Genomic DNA, 17,585 nt, shown 5'->3' with positions numbered 1-17,585 from the left:
AGCGGCGGCGATGGGGCCGCGCAAGCGCAAAAAGCGGGTCAGCCGGCGAAATCGATGCGGTCGATCCGGTGGCCGCGCGCCTCAAGCCGGGCGCGCAACTCGGCGCGCTGCGCCTCGGCATCGCTATCGCTGTTGGTCGAGACGTCGAGCGACAGGCCGCCCGCATTGTCGCGCGCGACGACGGCATGGCTGGCAAGCCAGCGCGTGTCGGACATCGACAGCTGGAACTCGCCGCCGAGCGGCTGCGTCGGCAGGTCGAGGCGCTGCGCGAACTCGGCATGCGTCGTGGGGAGCGCCGCTGCCTGGGGCAGCGCGGACGGTGCTGCATCGGCAGGTAGCTGTGCAGGCGCGGGAGCAGGGCGGAGGCCGTCGAGCATCGCCAGCGCCTCCTCGCGCGTGCCACGGTCGCGGCGACCCTGGTCCTGGGTAAGGTCGAAGCCCTGGTACGGCGCGTGACCGAGCTGGGCGAGATCGGGGGCGGGCTGCTCGCCGTGGAGTTGCTTCCCCTCCTGTCTGGGCTCGCGGCGCGACAGCGCGTCCTCAAAACGGGCGCGCTGCTCAGGCTCGGGCGCGGGGTCGCCGCGGCGGGGCGGGGGGGCGGTGTGGACGGGGCGGTCGTTGGCGACGGGGCTCATCGGCGGGCTCCTGCGCGAAGAATGGGTTCGTCAGCGATGCGGTTCTCGGCCGCGCGCCGGCTGTCGCGGTGCGCCTCTTCGACGAGGCCGCGCATCGCGTCGCGCCGCGCCTCGGCCCGCATCCAGTCGCGGCGCGCTTGCACGCTGGCGGTTTCAGCCGCCTCGAGCGACTGGCGAGCGGCTTCGAGTGCACGCTCGGCCTCGGCGACGCCCTGTTCGCAGCGCTGGAGGTAGAGCGCGACACACTCGTCGGCGGGATGCAGCAGCCGGCGGGCGGCGGCAGCGTGACGGGCCATCGCCGCGGTCTCGAGCAGCAGCTCGACGGTCGAAAGCTCGGCGGCGGCGGCATCGACCGCCGCGGCTGCCTCCCGTGCGGCGCGCGCGGCACGCTCCACTTCGCGATCACGCAGGCCAGCCAATTGAGCGAGCGTCGTCATCCAAAGCTCCTGAGCAGCGCCTGCGTCGTCGCAACTGCCACCGGCTGATCGTGCGGCTGTCGGAGGAAGGCGTCGATCGCCTCGCGCGCGGCGATCGCGCGGTCGGCGGCGGCGTCCTGGCCGGGCTTGTAGTCGCCGACCTGCAGCAGGATCTCGATCTCGGCGAGCTTGGCGAGATGCGCACGAAGCGCCGTCGCCGAGCTTTGCTGCGCAGCATCGGCAAGCTGCGGCATCAAACGCGACAGGCTGCCGAGCACGTCGATCGCCGGATAGTGGCCGCACGCGCCGAGCTTGCGCGACAGGTGGATATGGCCGTCGAGCAGCGAGCGGACCTCCTCGCCAACGGGATCGTCGACCTCGTCCTCGAGCAGCACAGTGTAGAGTGCGGTGATCGCCCCGCGGTCGTCGGCGCCGGCCCGCTCGAACAGCCGCGGCAGCTCGGCGAAGACCGAAGGCGGGAAGCCGCGGCGGACCGGCGGCTCGCCGCTCGCCAGTCCGATCTCGCGCAGCGCGCGGGCGAAGCGCGTCACCGAGTCCATGAGGAGGAGGACGTGGCGCCCCTCGGCGCGCAGCCCCTCGGCAACCGCGGTCGCGGCATGGGCGGCGCGCGCGCGTTCGAGTGCGGGGCGATCGGACGTTGCGACGACGACGACCGAGCGCGACAGGCCCTCGGCACCCAGATTGTCCTCGACGAACTCACGCACTTCGCGCCCGCGCTCGCCGATCAGCGCGATGACGACGGCGTCGGCACGCGTCTGACGGGCAAGGGTGGCGAGCAGGGTGGACTTGCCGCCGCCCGCCGCCGCGAACACGCCCATGCGCTGGCCGCGGCCGAGCGGCATGAGGCCGTCGATCGCGCGGACTCCCGTCTCGACCGCGGTGTCGATCCGCGCGCGCGACATGGGGTTGGGGCTCTCGCCATAAAGCGGGCGAAAGCCGTCGCCCTCTATGGCAGGTCCGCCGTCGAGCGGACGCAGGCGCGCATCGACCACGCGGCCGAGCAGCGCCGGGCCAACGGGCACGCGATCCTCGCCAACGCGGACGACGACTTCGGTCTCGCTCGACAGCCCGCGCAAGTCGCCCAGCGGCGACAGCAGCACCTCGCCGTCGGCGAGGCCCACAACCTCGGCCGACAGCACTTCGGCCCCGTCGCGGTCGAGCAACGCACAGGTCTGTCCGATCCGCGCCGACAGGCCGGCAACGCGGATCGAGGTACCGATCGCGCCGCGCACCCGCCCGCGCTGCTCGAAGGCGGGCGCCTCGCCCAACGTGCGGACGAGGTCCTGGACGCGCGCCTCAAGGCTCATCGCTGACGCTCCAGCGTTCGGCGACGCCCGCGATCTGGCGATCGAGATCGGCGATGATGCGGCTGTCGGGGCCGGTCACGCGGCACTCACGCTCGCCGAGCGTCGGGTCGGCGCGCACCGTCACCTCGGCCCCCGGATCGAGGCGGCCAAGCCCCGCCTCGACCTCCGCGGCGATGGCGGGTGCGACTTCGATCGCGACGGGTCCTTGCGGCACGACCGCCCGCGCGGCGCGGAGGGCCACGCCCTGCATCACCGCCGCATCGCCCAACTCGCCCGCGATCTGGCGGAGCGCGGTGAGGGCGAGGGCGGCGACCTCGGTCTCCTGCCGGGCGCGATCCTCGCTCGCCTGGGCGGCCACGGCGGCGATCGCGTCGGCAAAGGCAGCGCGGCCGGCGGCATAGCCCTCGTCATGGCCGCGGCGGCGCGCCTCATCCTCGGCAGCGGCGCGGGCGGTGTCGGCGGCGGCAGCCTCGGCGCGCAGTCGCCCGATCAGGGCGAGCGCGTCGGTCAGGTGCGCACGCTCGCCCGCCTTGACGATCGGGCGATCGGTGGCGAGCAGCGAGCCCTCGCTCCGATGGAGGATGAAGCTCATGCGGCGATCTCCTCGGCGGCAGCGACATGGTGTGCCGCGTCCGGCCGGTCGCTCGCGTGACCGAGCCGCGTGGCAAGCGCAGCGGGCAGCGCGGCTTCGGCAATGCGCCGACCCGCTTCCCCGAGCGTCGTCGTGGGTGGGAGTGCCGCGTCGCCACCGGGCGGCAGGTCGAGCACCGCTTCCAGCCGATCCTCGCCCACCGCGGCGGCAAGGCCGCGCAGCGTCGCGCCGTCGATCACGTCGGGCAGGGCGTCGCGCGCGGCAATAAGCGCGGTCAGGCGCCACACGCGCTCGCGCTGGTCGGGCGGCAGCGCGGGCCAGCGCGGCCATGTCATCAGATCGGCGAGCGAGCCGGCCCGCGCCCCGCGGTCGAGCAGCCGCGCGGATCGCGTCACGGGCACACCCGCGGCTCGCGCGGTCGCAAGCGCCTCGTACAGGCGTGCGCGTCCGCTCAACTCTTGGGCTCCACCGTCGCGGGCAGGTTGGCGGGCCGCCGACGCCGGCGCAGCAGGATCACGACGGGCCAGGCGAGCACGCCCAGCACGAGCAGGATGCGCATTAGCGGCGTGTCGAACTGCGCCACCGACAGGTCGCGCTGCACGGGCGCGGCCTGGCTGGGGAACATGACGACCGACACCTTTTCGTACTGCAGCCCCTCGACCGAGTTGGTGACGAGGCTCTTGATCGCACCGGTCTGGCTGCGGAGTTCGAAGCCGGGCTGGTATTTGACGAACACCGCGGCGGACGATGGCTTGGTCTTGTCCGACAGCGGGTCGACCTCCGGAATGGCGAGGTGAACGCGCGCCTCGACCACACCGTCGATCGCGCTGACGGTGCGGCTGAGTTCCTGGCTGAGGCCGTAGATCAGCCGCGCCCGCTCCTCGACGGGCGAGGAGACGAAGCCCTTCTTGGCGAAGACGTCGCCCAGCGATTGGAACTCGTCACGGGGCAGGCCCTGCGCCTTCAGCACCTCGACCGCACGCGCGAACTGGTCGGGGCTGACCGCCACCGACCACTCGCCCTCGCCGGAGCTTTGCTTGCTGGCGTTGATGTTGGCGCCGCGCAGCGCCGCGATCATCTCGTTCGCCTGAGGTTCCTTGAGCTTGCCGTACACTTCCTGCTCGCCGCAGCCCGACAGGGTCGCGGCGGCGAGGAGCAGGCCGATCGGCATCAACGAGCGCTTGAGGGCGCGCATAGGTCTCTCCCGTCCGCCTCAGCTCTGCTGGCGGAACAGCTGCTGGACACCGTCCGAGCTGCGGTTGGCGATGTTCGAGGTCAGCTGGCAGTGGAACATGAACTCCTGACAGCGCATCGTGAGGTTCACGATCTCGCCCGGCGTCAGCTCCCCGCCCGAGGTTTCGGCGGTGCGGGCATAGTCGGAGACCGACTTGGCCTCTGTATTCACCTTGTCGAGGGTGCCGAGCAGGTCCTTGACCGCAGGCGGCACATCGCTCGCGCCGCCGACGCGCTGCGCCTGCTGCGCCGCCATGGCGTTCTCGAACTGTGCGGTCGCTTCCGGCCCCACCTGCTGCGGCATGGCCGGGGCGATGTCGAACGACTTCGCCCCCACCATCTCCGGCGATGCCGCCTGTGCGGCGATAGCTTCGATCGACATCGCGTTCAGCTCTTGCGCGCCATCGTCTCGAGCGCCTTGGAGACGCTGTCGAGCGAGGTGTGCGAGCTGTTCGACAGGAAGCTCATCTTCATCGATTCGGCGGTCAGCTGGGTGATGGCCGAGGGAGTGTCGCCGCCGTCATTGGCCATCAGGTCGCTGCGCTGCTCGATCGCCGACGCCTGACGGTCGAGCGCGTTGCCCCAGGCGGCGGCGAACGCCTCGAACCAGTTGCCGGGCGTGTTCTTCTGCGTGCGCTGGCTGGTCAGCGGGCTCGCCGCCAGCGTCGACAGGTCGGTGTTGACGGGGATGTTGTTGATCTGGGTCACATGCACTCTCCTTCGGGGGGGTCAGAGACGAAGCTCCTCGACGCGGCCGTCCTTCTCGAAGCGGACGACGCCGGCCTCGACCGCGATCAGGCGGTGGCCGGTCGGCAGCACTGCGCCGGGGAACCAGCGGGAGCCGTCGGCGGTGGCGATGTGCGGCGGGTCCTCGACCACGGTAGCGAGGCCGGTGCCGCTGGAGGCGAACAGCGTCTGAAGCGGATTGCCGCCGCGGCTATCGTCCACGCGAAAGCTGACGCGGCGCAGGCCGGGCAGGTCGCGCGAGAGGAGCGCACGAAGCTGATCCTGGCGGTCGGCGGGCAGATATGGCGCCTCGACCGCGATTCCGCCGAGCCCCGCGGGCACCGCGCGGGCGTCGAGGCCCTGGGCGGCCAGGATATCGGTCGCGGCATTGGCGAGCGCCTGCGCCGAGCTGACATCGACCATGACCGGGCCATAAGCGCGTTGCGCGATCTCGCGCACACGGGCGATATCGCCCTCGCTCTCGACCGCGCCGGCGACGACCAGGCCGCCGCTCGGATTGCGCGTCACCTCGAGCGCTCGATAGCCGGCGTCGCGATAGGCACTTTCGAGCGCAGCGGGGCCGCCGAACTGCTCCTCGATGAAGGCACCCGTGGGACCCGCCGCTGCACCGACGAGCATGATCGCCGCGCTGGCGATCGCAACGTGCAGCACGCTCACCCGCTCCGCCACGGTCGACAGCGCGCTGCGGCCCGCCGCCTCTGCCCGGTCGAGCAAAGTCGGCGCGGCGAGCGGCACGACCGGCGCGGCGATCGGGCCGGTCGCCACCTCCGCCGCGTCGCTCCAGCGCGGGGAGGTGCGTTCGCCATGCGCGATCAGATGCTCGCCCAGGCGGAAGGGAAGATAGGGCGGCAGCCGCGCTTCCTCGCCCGCCGCCAGCGTACGGCCGAGCAGCTCTACCTGGCCCGACAGGACGCGAAGGTCGGCGGCGGCCTCGCCCAGTGTCAACTCGACCGCGCACCCCTGACACCCCGCGCCGCGCAGTACGACGTCGTTGGCTAGCCCGTGGCCGATGCAGATGCGCCGGTCGCGGGCGAGGGGGTATTCCTTGCCCGACAGGCGGCCGCCGACGATGCGGAGCACCGCGGCAAGGTCGGTGGCGGGGGTGGCGCGATGCTGGGTCATGGCGTGCCCTTCTTGTCCTTGAGCACCGGCGGGGTCAGCGGATTGCCGGTGGGAAGCCGCGCGGTCACTTCGCCTGCCCCGGCTGCCGGAAGGGCGGCGACCGCGCCGCCCTGTTGAAGCTGGTCGAGGCGGATGATGCGCGGGGTGATGAGGAACAGCCGCTCGGTCTGCTGCCGATTGCGGTTGCGCGTCTTGAACAGCTCGCCCAGCACCGGAATGTCGCCGAGCAGCGGGATCTTCGACTCGGCGTCGAACTGCGCGTTGACGGTCAGGCCGCCAAGCAGCAGCCCTTCGCCCTCGTTGATCATCGCCTGCGTGTTGACGCTCGCCCGCTCGACGACGGGGATGTCGTCGACTTCCTGGTTCAGGAGCGTGCCGTCCTCGACCCCCACGACCATACGGATCCGCGGCTGGCCATTGTCGATCAGGACGTGCGGGTTGACGCGCAGCACGGTGCCGGCGGTAACATTGAACAGATCGACCTGCCGGTCGCCGGCGATGCGGACGTAGAAGGTGCGCGTGCGGTCGAACACCGCCTCGATATTCGACAGGGTGACGATCTGCGGACGCGAGACGATCTTGGCCGCGCCGCGCCGCTCGAGCGCGGAAATGCGGCCGATGAACTCGCGGTTGGCGCCGATCACGCCCGACAGCGACAGCCCTTCGTTGGGCGCGCCGAAACGGCTGGTGTCGGTATTGGGGTTGCCCGAGCGACGCAGGATGTCGCCGCCGAACAGCGCATTGAACCCTTGGCTGCGGATCCGCCAGTCGATGCCGAGGTCGCGCAGCTTTTCGATATTGAGATCGATGATCGTCGCTTCGAGCTCCACGATCTGCGGCGCGATGTCGAGCGCGCGGACGAGGCCCTCATAGGCGGGCATGTTCTCGGGCCGGTCGCGGACGATGACGGCGTTGAGCGAAGGGTCGATGGCGATGCGCGGACCGCCCTGCGGGCTCGGCTCGCGCGCCGAAACCACGGGGACCGGGGCGCTGGGCGGCAGGCCCAGATATTCGTCGTCGTAGGGGGTGAGCTGCGGCGTCTGGTTGGCATCGGGGGCGATGCTGTTGAGGCCGCGGCCGCCCAGCCGCTGCGCGCTCTGGCGCAGCGTCCGCCCGCCGTAGCTGGCGCTGATGCTCCCCGCGACCGCTGATCCGTCGCCCATGATCCGGCTCAACGACGTGCCGACGCCCGGCACCGTCAGTTCGCGCCCGCCCGCCACCAGCTTGGTGTCGTCGGCACGCACATAGCGCAGATAGAAGACGCGCAGTTCGTAGGGCTCGATATAGCTCGGTCCCGGCGCGGCGGCGGGAGCGATCTGTGCGGTGTTCGGCCCGATGCCGCCCATGCCGGGCAGCGAGCGGCTGGGTGCGGCGGCGGCGAGCTGCTGCACCTGATCGAGGAATCGCGGCACACCGGTCGCGAGGATCGTCGCCTCGCCGGTCGGACGCACGCGGTTGGTCGAATCGGCAAGGCCCGCGTCAGCGACGCCCGCCGCCAGTTCGGGCGCGCGGCCGGCGGGGACGGAGACGGTGCGGCTCTCGACCTGATCGGCCGAATAGACCGTCACCACCGACCCGTCATAATAGGCAACGAGGTTGAAGGCACGCGACACCTGGTTCCAGACCTGTGCCGGCGCGCCCGAGAAGCGGCCGTTGATCTTGCCCGTGACGCGCGCATCGACATTGACGGTGAGGCCCGCGGCCGAGAAGAACTCGCGCACGAACGCGCCCACATCCTGATTACGCGGGGTGAGCGTCACCGGCCGCGTGCGAAAGGGCGGATCGGCGGCGACGCCCGGCTGCGGCGCCACCACCATCAGTGCGGCGATGACGGCAGTGGCGGTGCCGCTCAGCGTGAAAGTCCGTGCAAGGCTCACTCAGTCGCTCCCATATCGTTGTTTTCCAGGGCGGCAGGGGTCCGGTCGAGCTGGCCCACCACGTCGAGCGGGATCGAGGGCGACAGCTCGTTGAAGGCAAGGATCGGCACCTCGAACAGGTCAGGACCGACCAGGCGGCGCAGCGGCCGGCGCAGTTCGAATGCGGTCAGCACCGCGCGGGCGCCGGTCGTGGCGACCTGCTCGCGCAGCATCGCGATCATCTGTCGGGCGTGCTCTGGCTCCATGGCGAGGCGCGCAACGCCATCGACGGTGCGGATATTGTCGCGCAGGAAGCGCTCCAGCGCCGCGCCGACGACGAGCACGCGGAAGCGCCCGTCGACGACATGCGGCAGCGAGAGGTAGCGCTTGAGCGAGTTGCGCGTGAGGTCCGCGATGGGGATTGCTGCCCGTTCCGACTGGCCCGCCTCGGCAATCGCCTCGAGCACGTCGCGCATGTTGCGAAGCGGCACTTCCTCTTCGGCGAGGAGGCGCAGCACCTCGGCGATCTTGGCGGCGGGCACCGCGCGGACCACCTCCTTGACGACGTCGGGATAATCGGCGCCGACGCGGTTGAGCAAAGCCGTCGTCTCCTGAAGGCCGAGGAAGCGGCCAATCTCGCGCCGGAGCATCGCCTCGAGCGCGGGCGCGACCTGGGTCAGGTCCTCGCCCTCGATCGCGCCGCTGGCGACGGGGGCGTCGTGGACATAGGCGGCCCACTTGCCCGGCTCGCCCGCGGGCAGCGCCCTGGGCTCGATCGCGGCGGCGGGGAGGGGCAGGCCGGTGCGCGCCTGCACCCGTTCGAGCATCGCGGCGATGCCCTCCGCCAGCGCCGCGACGCGCGCGGCGTCGAGGCCGGGGGCCGCCACCTCGATGAGGAGCGGGCGGACCTGGGGCGGGGCGGGGGCGCGAACCTCGACCTCGGTCGGCATCGCCGCCGGGCGATTGTCGACGCGCGCCCATTTGGCGTCGATCCACTTGCGCGTCGTCGGATGCTGCATCGCCCCGCCGCCGAGTAATGCGGTCGCGAGGCCGAAAAAGACGAGCGTCGGAAAGCCGGGGATCAGCCCCATCAGCACGCAGACGCCGCCGGCGATGAACAGCACCCGCGGCTTGCCGCCGATCTGCGCGGCGATCGCGGGTCCTAGGTCGCGCTCGGCATCCTCATCGGTCGTGCGGGTGACGAGCAGGCCCGCGGCCATCGCACTGAACAGGGCGGGCAGCTGCGCGACGAGGCCGTCGCCGATCGTCAGGATCGAATAGGTCTCGATCGCGTCGCTCATCGCCATGCCCCGGGAGAACATGCCGACCGCCAGCCCGCCGATCAGGTTGACGAGCACGATGACGATCGAGGCGATCGCATCACCCTTCACGAACTTCATCGCGCCGTCGAGGCTGCCGTGCAGCTTCGATTCGTTCTCCAGCGTGCGGCGGCGCGCGCGCGCCTCGTCCTTGGTGATGAGGCCCGAGCGCAGGTCGCTGTCGATCGACAGCTGCTTGCCGGGCATCGCATCGAGGCTGAAGCGCGCCGCGACCTCGGCCACGCGCTCGGCACCCTTCGAGATGACGATGAACTGGACGATCGTGATGATGAGGAAGACGACGAGCCCGACGACCAGCTCGCCGCCCGCGACCATCTCGCCGAACTGCTGGACGATGTGGCCGGCATGCGCCTCGGTCAAAATCATGCGCGTCGCCGCGATCGATAGCGACAGGCGGAACAGCGTGCTGAGGAGCAGCACCGTCGGAAAGGTCGAGAAGTCGAGCGGCTTGTGGATGTAGAGTGCGCTGAGCAGGAGCAGCACGCCGATCGTGATGTTCGCCGCAATCAGGATGTCGAGGACCAGCGCCGGTAGCGGCAGGATGAGCAGCGCGACAATCGCCACCACGCCCGCGACGAGCATGACGTCGGCGGCGCGCAGGCCCCCGCGCGGCAGGCGGGCGAGGAGCGCGGCGGCACTCACCGGGTCAGCCCCGCGCGGCGATACCCCTCGTACCGGGCCATGACCTTCCGGACATAGCTCTGCGTTTCGGCATAAGGGGGCACGCGGTTGCCGTATCGCGCGACCGCGCCCTCGCCGGCATTATAGGCACCGAGGATCAGGTCGAAGTTGCGGCCGTAGCGCTTCTGCAATCGCTTGAGGTGCCGCGCGCCCGCGTCGACGTTGACGGCGGGATCGAACAGCGCGACCGGCTCGACACCCAGGCCGCGACCCGTCGCCGGCATGATCTGCATGAGGCCGCGTGCGCCGACATAGCTGACCGCGCGCGGATTGCCCGCCGACTCGGTCGCGATGATCGCGTGGAGGAACAGCGGATCGACCTTGTACGCCGCCGCCGTGCGGAAGATGTGCGCGTCATAACGGCTGACGGGCACGCGGCTGCCGCTGCGGGTCGAGATGCTGACCAGCTGGCGGGCACGCTTTTCACGGGCGCGCTTCTTGGCCGGGCTTTCGTCCTCGTCCTCGACGCCGATGATCCGCGCGACGCTCGGGTCGGCGGGCAGCGCGGCGGGCGGCGCGTGAACGAGGCGATCGCCGCAGTTGCTGAGCGCCGCATAACGTTCGCCGGCCCGCGGATTCGCGACGCGCACCTGTCCGTCGAGCGGACAGTCACCGAAGTAACGCGCCGCATCGATTTTCATCTTCTGCGCAGTTTTGTCTGCCTGCTGCGCCGATGCGCCCGGAGTTGTCAAGAATACCGACAGTATAAGCGCGACAGTCGCGGATTTGTAACTGTAAGTCTTCACGGGCTCGCCCCTCCAACGGAGATGATGTTTCCATCATGCTCCAGGTTCGATCCGTGCAGCGGGGTCACGCCGAAGTACGCCGGGCAACCCGTCCCCGAGCGGCCGACTAGCGACCTTATGTTGCCCAAATGTTGCGGTTTTCGACGAGATCAAAGCATGGAGCGTTGATCCGACGGGAAAAATCGGACGAACCGACGCAACCGATCGAGAGCAGCGATCAGCGCTTTTCCGTTGCGTAAACGTAACATCTTGTCGATCACTCTACTGATCGTGTCTGACCCTAAAGAGCTTGACCGCCGCAATTCGGCCACGTCTTTTAAAGGGCATTACTTGTTCGTGCAGTGAAGTCCCCGCTTCCACTCGCCCCTGTTGGGCGGCCCGACCAACCCGCACCCGGCGCTAAATGGAGCGCGCGGGGTGCGTTTGGAGTAGCGGATGGCGGACAAGAACCAGGGCGGCGACAAGACCGAGAAACCAACCGCCAAGCGCCTGCGCGACGCCCGGCTGAAGGGCGACATCGCCAAATCGAAGGATCTGTCGGCGGCGATTGCAATGATCGCCTGGGGCGTGCTGTTCATGGTCGGTGCCGGCCTGGTCGCCGCGCGGATCGCCGATTTCACCGAACTCAGCATCGCCCATGCGACAGGCGATTCGTTCAGGGCGACGCTGCAGGGTATCGGCACCAGCGCCTTCGTGCTGGTGCTGGTCGTCGCGGGCATCGTCCTGATCCCGGCCGCACTCGCGGGCGTGGCTGGCGAGTTCCTTCAGACCGGCGCACTGGTCACCACCGAGAAGCTGAAGCCGCAGCTGTCGAAGCTTGACCCTGTTGAGGGCCTGAAGCGGATGTTCAGCCCAGACAATCTGTTCGAGCTCTTCAAGACCGTCATCAAGGCGGCGCTGGTGATCGCGATCACCGCGGGCGTGCTCTACGCCTCGATCGACAAGTTCGCGGCGCTGATGCACGCGGCGGGCTGGGGACTCGACAGCCGCGCAGGGCCACGCCTCGCGGCCGCGGTGCTCGACCTCATTCAGTCGCTGACGCTGCAACTCGTCGGCTGGACGGTGGCGGTGTTCCTCGTCGTCGCGGCGGCCGACCGCGCCTGGGTCCAGCACCGCTACGTCAAGAAGCTGATGATGAGCCGGCGCGACATCCGCCAGGAGCACAAGGACAATGAGGGCGACCCGATGCTCAAGCAGCAGCGGCGCCAGATGCACGAGGAGTGGGCCAATCAGAACGCCGTCGCCGCGGCGGGCACCGCCAATGTCCTGCTCACCAACCCGACGCACCTGGCGGTCGCGCTCGATTACGACCCTGCCGACTGCCCGGTGCCGGTGATCGCGGCGAAGGGCGAGGGGCCGCTCGCCGCCGCGATGCGTGCCGAGGCGGAGGCGAACGGCGTGCCGATCGTCCGCAACGTGCCGCTCGCCCGCACCGTCTTCGCCACATCGGGCGTGGGCGACGTCATTCCGGAGGACCAGTTCGACGTGATTGCCGAAATCATCCTGTGGGCTCGGCGCGCCCGCGCCGACGAGACCCCGCGCCTGCGCGAGGACGGCCATGGGGAATGGGCGTGAGCGTCTGGACCGTCCTGTCGAGCCTGCTCGCCGTCGTCATCGCGCTGGCGGTGGTGCTGGGGCTGGCTTTCGTCCTGCTCAAGGGTCTGCGCCGGTGGCAGGACCGGTTCCAGACGGCCGAGAGCGAAGGCGAGCGACCCATCCGCTTCCTGCGCGCCATGCCGCTGGGGCAGAGCGAGCGCGTCGTCCTGATCGAGGCGCGCGGCGAGGTGATGCTGGTCGGCGTCACCGCGGGCGGCATCAGCCTGCTCAAAAGCTGGCCCGCCGGCGAGGAGCCGCTGACGTGAATGCGGTTCTGACGCTGCCCGCGATGGATCCCGACGAGGCCGAGCGTCGTCGGGTCGCCGTTGCGGCGCTGACCGGCGTGAAGGTGGACGGGCTGGTACTCGGTGCCCGGATCGAGGGAATGCCCGATTTGCGCGGCGGCTGGCTGCGCTTCGCCAATGGCGCGGGGCTGGCGATCGACCGGCTGGAGGGCGCGCCGCTGCGGTTCGACGCCGATGATGCCGTCGGTGCGGCCGCGTTGATCGAACGCGCCGAGTCCCTGATCGCTGCGGTCGAGGCGGCGCTGGGCGTATCGTTGGAACCCGAGGATCTGAGCGCCGAACCGCCCGCGGGGCTGATCGTCACGATCGAGCATGGCGCGGCGTCGCGGCTGCGGCTGGCGCTGCCCGTCGCACTCCCGCTGCTGCCCGCACGCGCCGATTTTGCGCCCGAACTGGTCGGCGCCCTGACGCTACCCGCGACCCTCTCGATCGAGGGGCCGCGGATCGCGCCGCACGACGCCGCGGGACTGGGGCAGGGCGACCTGCTGCTCATCGGTGGCGACACGCTGCCCGCGCGCCTGAATGTTGCGGGCCGTTCGATTGCGGGCCGGTTCGACCCCGCGGCCCGCCAGTTTCACATCCTCTCCATCGGAGCATCCTGAATGCAGGACCTGACCGAACGACCTGCCGCCGATGCGGTGGCGACGCCATCCCCCGACGCCCGCTTCGCCGTGCCGGTGATGATCGAGATCGACGCGGGCGCCCTGACGCTCGGCGACATTCAGGGCCTGCGGGAGGGGAGCGTCGTGCCTGTCGATGCCGACGAGGGGGGCGGTATCGCCGTGCGCTTGCTCGCCAGCGGACGGCCCTTCGCGCGCGGCACGCTCGTGTCGGTCGGCGACGCCTACGGCGTGCTGATCGGGGAGTAGGCGCATGGACCTTTCCGCCTTCACGCCGGGCACGGCGCTCGTCACCGTCGTCCTTATCGCGCTCGCGCCCTTTTTCGCGGTGATGGTGACGAGTTTCACCAAGATCGTCGTGGTGCTCAGCCTCGTCCGCAACGCCCTCGGACTTCAGCAGGTGCCGCCCAACCTCGTCCTCAACGGGCTGGCGCTGATCCTGTCGCTCTACGTCATGTACCCGACGATCCAGCAGATGCAGGCGGCGGCCGGGCCGAACCCGACCGGCCAGCAGACCGCACAGATCTTCGACACCGCCGACCGCGCCAAGGAGCCGCTGCGCGCGTTCCTCATCGAGCATAGCGATCCCGGCGAGCGCGACTTCTTCGTCCGCACCCAGGCGCGAGTCGCCGCCAAGACCAATACGCTGGCGGCGGCGCCGACCGACTTCATCGTCGTCATCCCGGCCTTTGTCGTGAAGGAACTGACGACGGCGTTCCAGATCGGCTTCCTGCTGTTTCTGCCGTTCCTGGTCATCGACCTGGTCATCTCGAACATCCTGCTGGCGCTCGGCATGATGATGCTGTCGCCGGTGACGATCTCGCTGCCGTTCAAGCTCCTCTTGTTCGTGCTGGTCGATGGGTGGGTAAAGATCAGTCACAATCTGGTGCTGAGTTATGTGTGAGGCGCTTCCAATCCGGTCGCCCCGAGCCAAGTCGAGGGGGCCGGCTGAGCGTAGTCGAGGCATGCAACAGCACTGGCCTCGGCTTCGCTCGGCGATGTGCCTCGACTTCGCCCGATACGAACGGATGGGATGGAGGGAGCGGGCGGCATGACCGATTCGATCCTATCGGTCACGACGCAGGCGCTGTGGCTGGTCCTGCTCCTGTCCGCCCCGCCGATCGTCGCGGCGTCGGCCGTCGGCCTGCTCGTCGCGATCGTGCAGGCCGCGACGCAGCTGCAGGAACAGACGCTGCAATACACGCTCAAGTTCTTCGCGGTGGTGGCGACGCTGTTCGTCACCGCCGGGCTGCTGGCGGGCAGCCTGTTCACCTTCAGCGACCAGATCTTCTCGGGCTTTGCGGGGATGGTGCGCGGCTGATGGGGGGCGGGATTGCGTCGCAGCCCTGGGGCGCGCAGTTGCTGCTCGTCGCACTCGCCTCGGCGCGGTTCGGCTTCGCCTTCGTATTGGTGCCCGTGTTCGCGCGCGACGTCATTCCGCCGACGGTGCGCAACGCGATCATCCTGACGCTGGGCGGCGTCGCCTTCGTCATGCAGCCCTCGGTCGATCCCAGTGGCATGGGCGCGCTCCAATGGGCGCGGATGCTGCTCAAGGAAGCTGCCGCCGGGCTCGTGATCGGCTTCTTCTTCGGGACGTTGCTCTGGGCGATCGAGGCGGCGGGGGAGATCATCGATGCGAAGGTCGGCGCGACGATCGGCCAGGTGCTCGAACCGATGGGCGGCAACATGACCTCATTGAACGGCGCGCTGCTGGGGCGGCTGGCCAACGTGATCTTCTGCGCCAGCGGCGGCCTCTTGCTGCTCGTCGGGACGGTCATCGAAAGCTATGCGATCTGGCCGATCGCCGCCGACTGGCCGAGCCTCGACATGGGGTCGCTCCGTGTCTTCGAGAACGAGTTCGGGCGGCTGATGATGCTCGCTTTCCTGATCTCCGCGCCCGTCCTCATGGTCCTCTACGTCATCGATGCAGGGCTCGGGCTGCTCAACCGCTTCGCGCAGCAACTCAACGTCTTCTCGCTGTCGCTGTCGCTCAAGGCTTGGGCGGCGACGCTGCTGCTCGTCACGCTGATCCCCGCGATCGCCCAGGCGGTCGTCAACGACCTCGCCGAGCGCGGCGGCGTTGTGAAGGCGGTGATCGGGGCGCTGGCACGATGAGCGACGACGCCTTCGACCCCGCCGAGGAAGTCCGCCTGCGCGAGCTGATGCGCCTGCTGCGCAAGGCCGACGCGGTTGCGGCGACCGAGGAGGAACTGGTCGGCGAGTTCCGGATTCCCAAGAGCCGCATCCCGGCGCGCCACCTGGAGGCGATCCAGACGCTGACCCGGACCGAGGCGGCGGTGCTGCGCTTCCTCGGCTGGGGCCGCGCCAACGCCGATATCGCGACGCTCCTCGTCATCAGCGAGAATACGGTGCGCGTCCACCTCAACAACATGTGCCGCAAGCTCGAGCTCGACGGCGTGCGCGAGCTCATCGCGCTCGCGGGCGTGCTGTTTCACCCGCTCAGCTAAGCGATTCGATTAGGCCGCTAGTCGGATCGGTGAGTGTGGCGGCGGGGGGAATGGGGGAGAAGGATGGCGACGGCGGTGGGGAGCATCGCCGGGAAAGATCACTCAAGGAGACAGACGATGTTCGGTATCGGCGGTTTCAACCCGGTTTCGCTTCTCGCCACCGCGGCGCTCGGCCCGGCGGGCGGGATCGTCGCGCAGCTGGCGACGCAGATTATCTCGCAGATGGGCCAGCAGATCATCCAGTCGATGGGCAACCAGCTTGGCCTGCCGCAGTCGACGATCGACATGGCGCAAGGTGCATTCGCTGGTGCGAACGGCGACTTCGCGGGGCAGTTTCGGAACGCTGATGAGGCGCTGCAAGCCTTTGGTGCCGAGTATGGCGCAAGCCCGGCGGAGATCGGCAATGCGCAGCGTGTTTCCAACGACTTCATCCGCGATATCGTCGATCAGATGAGCCAGAGTGAGGACTTCAAGGAAGCGAAGGCCAATCCGAAGGGTAAGGCTGGCGTGCCTGGAGCCCCCGGCTGGTTGATGGCGATGGCAACCGTGCTCGGTGAGAAGCTGGACGAGCTTGCGGCGGACATGGAGCAGCGCGCGGCTACCATCAGCGAAAAGGATCCGAGCTCTTCGGCCGAGTTCGGCGTCGTTTCTCAGCAGTTCAGCATGCTCATGAATGCGACTAACAACGCGATCAAGACGATCGGCGAGGCTCTCGCGGGTATGGCGCGCAAGCAGTAACTCGCTTCGTCCCATAACTGCCACGCACTAGGGGCTGACCCATTAAAGGTCAGCCCCATTTGATGCTAGGACGATGATCGGATGTTTCGGAGTTGCGACATGAAGTATCCTATGGCTCTATTTGCGATCGCATTGGCCTGTCCGGCTGCAGCACAAGACATATCGCCCGTCATCGATACAAGCGCTTGGGCGCGCGATCGCGCGATCAGTGACTCGGCTCGTCTTCATGCCGAACGGGCGCGCGGAACGTCGGTTCGACGTACAGGGAAAGCTCGCAATGCCTCGCAAGCGGCAGCCTGTTCACAGCGAGCGCGATTTCGTGCCCAGCAAGGTGCGTCGCATCCGTCGGTCGTCAAGTTGGAACGATTGTGCAGGAACGCCGGGTACTGATGCCTCCGACATTCTCTCAAATTTGGAAATGTCTATGACGGTTCCCCTAACTGGCGAGGTTGCCGCCGCACGGTGGTTTCTACCGCTGCGAACACCTGGCGATCAGGCGACAGAGGATCGCGTGGAGTGTGGCGTCATCGAAGCTTCGCTTAGTATGGCGGCCGCGCCGATCCAGACGCAGCGTTTTTCGCCGCTTAGCCTGAGCGAGCCAGCCGACCTCGCTGACGACATCTTCCGACAGGCTGGTCCGGACCTTCAATTCGGCGACGCTGAAGGGCGAGCCGCAGTGGGCGCGGCAGTCGCAAAGCCCTGATCTGAATGCCGGGGCGACGCTCCGATCTCACAACCCCCTGATGGCGTGAGGCGTGCGGGCGGAGTCCAACTCGGCACGACACAAGTGACAGCGACGAGGTCCGGTCGGCCCGCTCGGGCGGCAAGGCGCCGGGCTGGCTGATGGCGATGGCGATGGCGAAGGCGCTGGGCGATCAGCTCAACGAGCTGGGCGACGAGATGACCACCGGGCCAAGGCGATGACCAAGGACGATCCCAAGGCATCGGCCGAGTTCAGCGTCGTGTCGCAGCAGTTATCGATGCTGATGAACGCGACCAGCAACGCGATCAAGACGGTCGGCGAAGCGATGTCGAACACCGCTCGTAAGCAGTAATGCCCGCTTTGTCGTAATGCGGTTTCGAAGGAGGAGCAGCCTTGATGCGCTGTTCTCCCAGTGACTTTCGCAGGAGGTGTTGATGCGTAGCCCGATTAGACATACGG

General features: G+C 68.9%; 22 protein-coding genes. 10 read left to right on the top strand and 12 right to left on the bottom strand.

Annotated features, from left to right (window positions below; all coding sequences use genetic code 11):
- Nucleotides 1–38: 38 nt before the first annotated feature.
- From COC42_RS01990 to COC42_RS01935, 12 genes are read right to left on the bottom strand one after another with little or no spacing between them, the layout of a single operon-like run.
- A complete protein-coding gene (locus COC42_RS01990; RefSeq protein ID WP_096341613.1) occupies nucleotides 39–635 on the bottom strand; it encodes a hypothetical protein in 597 nt (198 codons plus the stop codon).
- Nucleotides 632–1,072 carry a hypothetical protein gene (locus COC42_RS01985; protein ID WP_096341612.1) on the bottom strand — a complete coding sequence of 147 codons (441 nt, stop codon included), beginning with the start codon at nucleotides 1,070–1,072 and terminating at the stop codon, nucleotides 632–634. Before COC42_RS01985 ends, COC42_RS01990 begins: the two co-directional genes overlap by 4 nt.
- A complete protein-coding gene (locus COC42_RS01980; protein WP_096341611.1) occupies nucleotides 1,069–2,379 on the bottom strand; it encodes a FliI/YscN family ATPase in 1,311 nt (436 codons plus the stop codon). Before COC42_RS01980 ends, COC42_RS01985 begins: the two co-directional genes overlap by 4 nt.
- Nucleotides 2,369–2,971: a FliH/SctL family protein gene (locus tag COC42_RS01975; RefSeq protein ID WP_096341610.1), complete on the bottom strand. Its 603-nt coding sequence runs from the start codon at nucleotides 2,969–2,971 to the stop codon at nucleotides 2,369–2,371. The genes COC42_RS01980 and COC42_RS01975 overlap by 11 nt, the downstream gene beginning before the upstream one ends.
- Nucleotides 2,968–3,426 carry a hypothetical protein gene (locus COC42_RS01970; protein WP_141395761.1) on the bottom strand — a complete coding sequence of 153 codons (459 nt, stop codon included), beginning with the start codon at nucleotides 3,424–3,426 and terminating at the stop codon, nucleotides 2,968–2,970. The genes COC42_RS01975 and COC42_RS01970 overlap by 4 nt, the downstream gene beginning before the upstream one ends.
- The gene (gene sctJ, locus COC42_RS01965) at nucleotides 3,423–4,166 is read right to left on the bottom strand and encodes a type III secretion system inner membrane ring lipoprotein SctJ (protein WP_245843767.1); all 744 of its coding nucleotides are present in this window, start codon (nucleotides 4,164–4,166) and stop codon (nucleotides 3,423–3,425) included. The genes COC42_RS01970 and sctJ overlap by 4 nt, the downstream gene beginning before the upstream one ends.
- A gap of 18 nt (nucleotides 4,167–4,184) precedes the next feature.
- Entirely contained in the window at nucleotides 4,185–4,586 is a 402-nt protein-coding gene (locus COC42_RS01960; RefSeq protein ID WP_096341608.1) for a hypothetical protein, read from the bottom strand.
- 5 nt (nucleotides 4,587–4,591) lie between these two features.
- Entirely contained in the window at nucleotides 4,592–4,912 is a 321-nt protein-coding gene (locus tag COC42_RS01955) for a hypothetical protein (RefSeq protein ID WP_245843766.1), read from the bottom strand.
- Between the two features lie 21 nt (nucleotides 4,913–4,933).
- Entirely contained in the window at nucleotides 4,934–6,073 is a 1,140-nt protein-coding gene (locus tag COC42_RS01950) for a hypothetical protein (RefSeq protein ID WP_096341607.1), read from the bottom strand.
- The gene (gene sctC / locus COC42_RS01945; RefSeq protein WP_096341606.1) at nucleotides 6,070–7,950 is read right to left on the bottom strand and encodes a type III secretion system outer membrane ring subunit SctC; all 1,881 of its coding nucleotides are present in this window, start codon (nucleotides 7,948–7,950) and stop codon (nucleotides 6,070–6,072) included. The genes COC42_RS01950 and sctC overlap by 4 nt, the downstream gene beginning before the upstream one ends.
- Nucleotides 7,947–9,911 carry a flagellar biosynthesis protein FlhA gene (locus COC42_RS01940; protein ID WP_245843765.1) on the bottom strand — a complete coding sequence of 655 codons (1,965 nt, stop codon included), beginning with the start codon at nucleotides 9,909–9,911 and terminating at the stop codon, nucleotides 7,947–7,949. The genes sctC and COC42_RS01940 overlap by 4 nt, the downstream gene beginning before the upstream one ends.
- Entirely contained in the window at nucleotides 9,908–10,591 is a 684-nt protein-coding gene (locus COC42_RS01935) for a lytic transglycosylase domain-containing protein (protein WP_096341605.1), read from the bottom strand. Before COC42_RS01935 ends, COC42_RS01940 begins: the two co-directional genes overlap by 4 nt.
- Before the next feature lie 540 nt (nucleotides 10,592–11,131).
- Between COC42_RS01935 and COC42_RS01930 the strand changes: the two genes are divergently transcribed.
- The 10 genes from COC42_RS01930 to COC42_RS18040 all read left to right on the top strand — a co-directional run bounded on the left by COC42_RS01930 (nucleotide 11,132) and on the right by COC42_RS18040 (nucleotide 17,478).
- Entirely contained in the window at nucleotides 11,132–12,271 is a 1,140-nt protein-coding gene (locus COC42_RS01930; RefSeq protein WP_096341604.1) for an EscU/YscU/HrcU family type III secretion system export apparatus switch protein, read from the top strand.
- The gene (fliO, locus tag COC42_RS01925; protein ID WP_245843764.1) at nucleotides 12,268–12,558 is read left to right on the top strand and encodes a flagellar biosynthetic protein FliO; all 291 of its coding nucleotides are present in this window, start codon (nucleotides 12,268–12,270) and stop codon (nucleotides 12,556–12,558) included. The genes COC42_RS01930 and fliO overlap by 4 nt, the downstream gene beginning before the upstream one ends.
- Nucleotides 12,555–13,199: a hypothetical protein gene (locus COC42_RS01920; protein ID WP_096341602.1), complete on the top strand. Its 645-nt coding sequence runs from the start codon at nucleotides 12,555–12,557 to the stop codon at nucleotides 13,197–13,199. The genes fliO and COC42_RS01920 overlap by 4 nt, the downstream gene beginning before the upstream one ends.
- Nucleotides 13,200–13,466: a FliM/FliN family flagellar motor C-terminal domain-containing protein gene (locus tag COC42_RS01915; protein ID WP_096341601.1), complete on the top strand. Its 267-nt coding sequence runs from the start codon at nucleotides 13,200–13,202 to the stop codon at nucleotides 13,464–13,466. It abuts the gene before it with no gap.
- Between the two features lie 4 nt (nucleotides 13,467–13,470).
- Nucleotides 13,471–14,121 (top strand): type III secretion system export apparatus subunit SctR, encoded by a 651-nt coding sequence (gene sctR / locus COC42_RS01910; protein WP_096341600.1) that lies wholly within the window; start codon nucleotides 13,471–13,473, stop codon nucleotides 14,119–14,121.
- Nucleotides 14,122–14,268: 147 nt separating this feature from the next.
- Nucleotides 14,269–14,538 (top strand): type III secretion system export apparatus subunit SctS, encoded by a 270-nt coding sequence (gene sctS / locus COC42_RS01905; protein ID WP_096343020.1) that lies wholly within the window; start codon nucleotides 14,269–14,271, stop codon nucleotides 14,536–14,538.
- Nucleotides 14,538–15,332: a type III secretion system export apparatus subunit SctT gene (sctT, locus tag COC42_RS01900; RefSeq protein WP_096341599.1), complete on the top strand. Its 795-nt coding sequence runs from the start codon at nucleotides 14,538–14,540 to the stop codon at nucleotides 15,330–15,332. The genes sctS and sctT overlap by 1 nt, the downstream gene beginning before the upstream one ends.
- Nucleotides 15,329–15,685 (top strand): helix-turn-helix domain-containing protein, encoded by a 357-nt coding sequence (locus COC42_RS01895; RefSeq protein WP_096341598.1) that lies wholly within the window; start codon nucleotides 15,329–15,331, stop codon nucleotides 15,683–15,685. Before sctT ends, COC42_RS01895 begins: the two co-directional genes overlap by 4 nt.
- Before the next feature lie 117 nt (nucleotides 15,686–15,802).
- Nucleotides 15,803–16,423 carry a hypothetical protein gene (locus COC42_RS01890; protein ID WP_096341597.1) on the top strand — a complete coding sequence of 207 codons (621 nt, stop codon included), beginning with the start codon at nucleotides 15,803–15,805 and terminating at the stop codon, nucleotides 16,421–16,423.
- Nucleotides 16,424–17,343: 920 nt separating this feature from the next.
- Nucleotides 17,344–17,478, top strand: a complete 135-nt coding sequence (locus COC42_RS18040) for a hypothetical protein (RefSeq protein ID WP_281253065.1) — start codon at nucleotides 17,344–17,346, stop codon at nucleotides 17,476–17,478.
- Nucleotides 17,479–17,585: the final 107 nt, after the last annotated feature.

This window comes from Sphingomonas spermidinifaciens, from assembly GCF_002351485.1.
GTDB lineage: Bacteria > Pseudomonadota > Alphaproteobacteria > Sphingomonadales > Sphingomonadaceae > Sphingomonas > Sphingomonas spermidinifaciens.
The sequence above is the reverse complement of the archived record's forward strand: the minus strand, read 5'-3'. Positions and strand labels throughout refer to the sequence as shown.

What these genes read in the sequence shown, in the direction of transcription:
- sctS (WP_096343020.1), top strand. Translation starts at nt 14,269, where the DNA reads ATGACCGATTCGATCCTATCGGTCACGACGCAGGCGCTGTGGCTGGTC.
- COC42_RS01950 (WP_096341607.1), bottom strand. Translation starts at nt 6,073, where the DNA reads ATGACCCAGCATCGCGCCACCCCCGCCACCGACCTTGCCGCGGTGCTC.
- COC42_RS01960 (WP_096341608.1), bottom strand. Translation starts at nt 4,586, where the DNA reads ATGTCGATCGAAGCTATCGCCGCACAGGCGGCATCGCCGGAGATGGTG.
- COC42_RS01985 (WP_096341612.1), bottom strand. Translation starts at nt 1,072, where the DNA reads ATGACGACGCTCGCTCAATTGGCTGGCCTGCGTGATCGCGAAGTGGAG.
- sctT (WP_096341599.1), top strand. Translation starts at nt 14,538, where the DNA reads ATGGGGGGCGGGATTGCGTCGCAGCCCTGGGGCGCGCAGTTGCTGCTC.
- COC42_RS01980 (WP_096341611.1), bottom strand. Translation starts at nt 2,379, where the DNA reads ATGAGCCTTGAGGCGCGCGTCCAGGACCTCGTCCGCACGTTGGGCGAG.
- COC42_RS01930 (WP_096341604.1), top strand. Translation starts at nt 11,132, where the DNA reads ATGGCGGACAAGAACCAGGGCGGCGACAAGACCGAGAAACCAACCGCC.
- COC42_RS01935 (WP_096341605.1), bottom strand. Translation starts at nt 10,591, where the DNA reads ATGAAAATCGATGCGGCGCGTTACTTCGGTGACTGTCCGCTCGACGGA.
- COC42_RS01915 (WP_096341601.1), top strand. Translation starts at nt 13,200, where the DNA reads ATGCAGGACCTGACCGAACGACCTGCCGCCGATGCGGTGGCGACGCCA.
- COC42_RS01975 (WP_096341610.1), bottom strand. Translation starts at nt 2,971, where the DNA reads ATGAGCTTCATCCTCCATCGGAGCGAGGGCTCGCTGCTCGCCACCGAT.
- sctJ (WP_245843767.1), bottom strand. Translation starts at nt 4,166, where the DNA reads ATGCGCGCCCTCAAGCGCTCGTTGATGCCGATCGGCCTGCTCCTCGCC.
- COC42_RS18040 (WP_281253065.1), top strand. Translation starts at nt 17,344, where the DNA reads ATGACCAAGGACGATCCCAAGGCATCGGCCGAGTTCAGCGTCGTGTCG.
- COC42_RS01895 (WP_096341598.1), top strand. Translation starts at nt 15,329, where the DNA reads ATGAGCGACGACGCCTTCGACCCCGCCGAGGAAGTCCGCCTGCGCGAG.
- COC42_RS01890 (WP_096341597.1), top strand. Translation starts at nt 15,803, where the DNA reads ATGTTCGGTATCGGCGGTTTCAACCCGGTTTCGCTTCTCGCCACCGCG.
- sctR (WP_096341600.1), top strand. Translation starts at nt 13,471, where the DNA reads ATGGACCTTTCCGCCTTCACGCCGGGCACGGCGCTCGTCACCGTCGTC.
- COC42_RS01990 (WP_096341613.1), bottom strand. Translation starts at nt 635, where the DNA reads ATGAGCCCCGTCGCCAACGACCGCCCCGTCCACACCGCCCCCCCGCCC.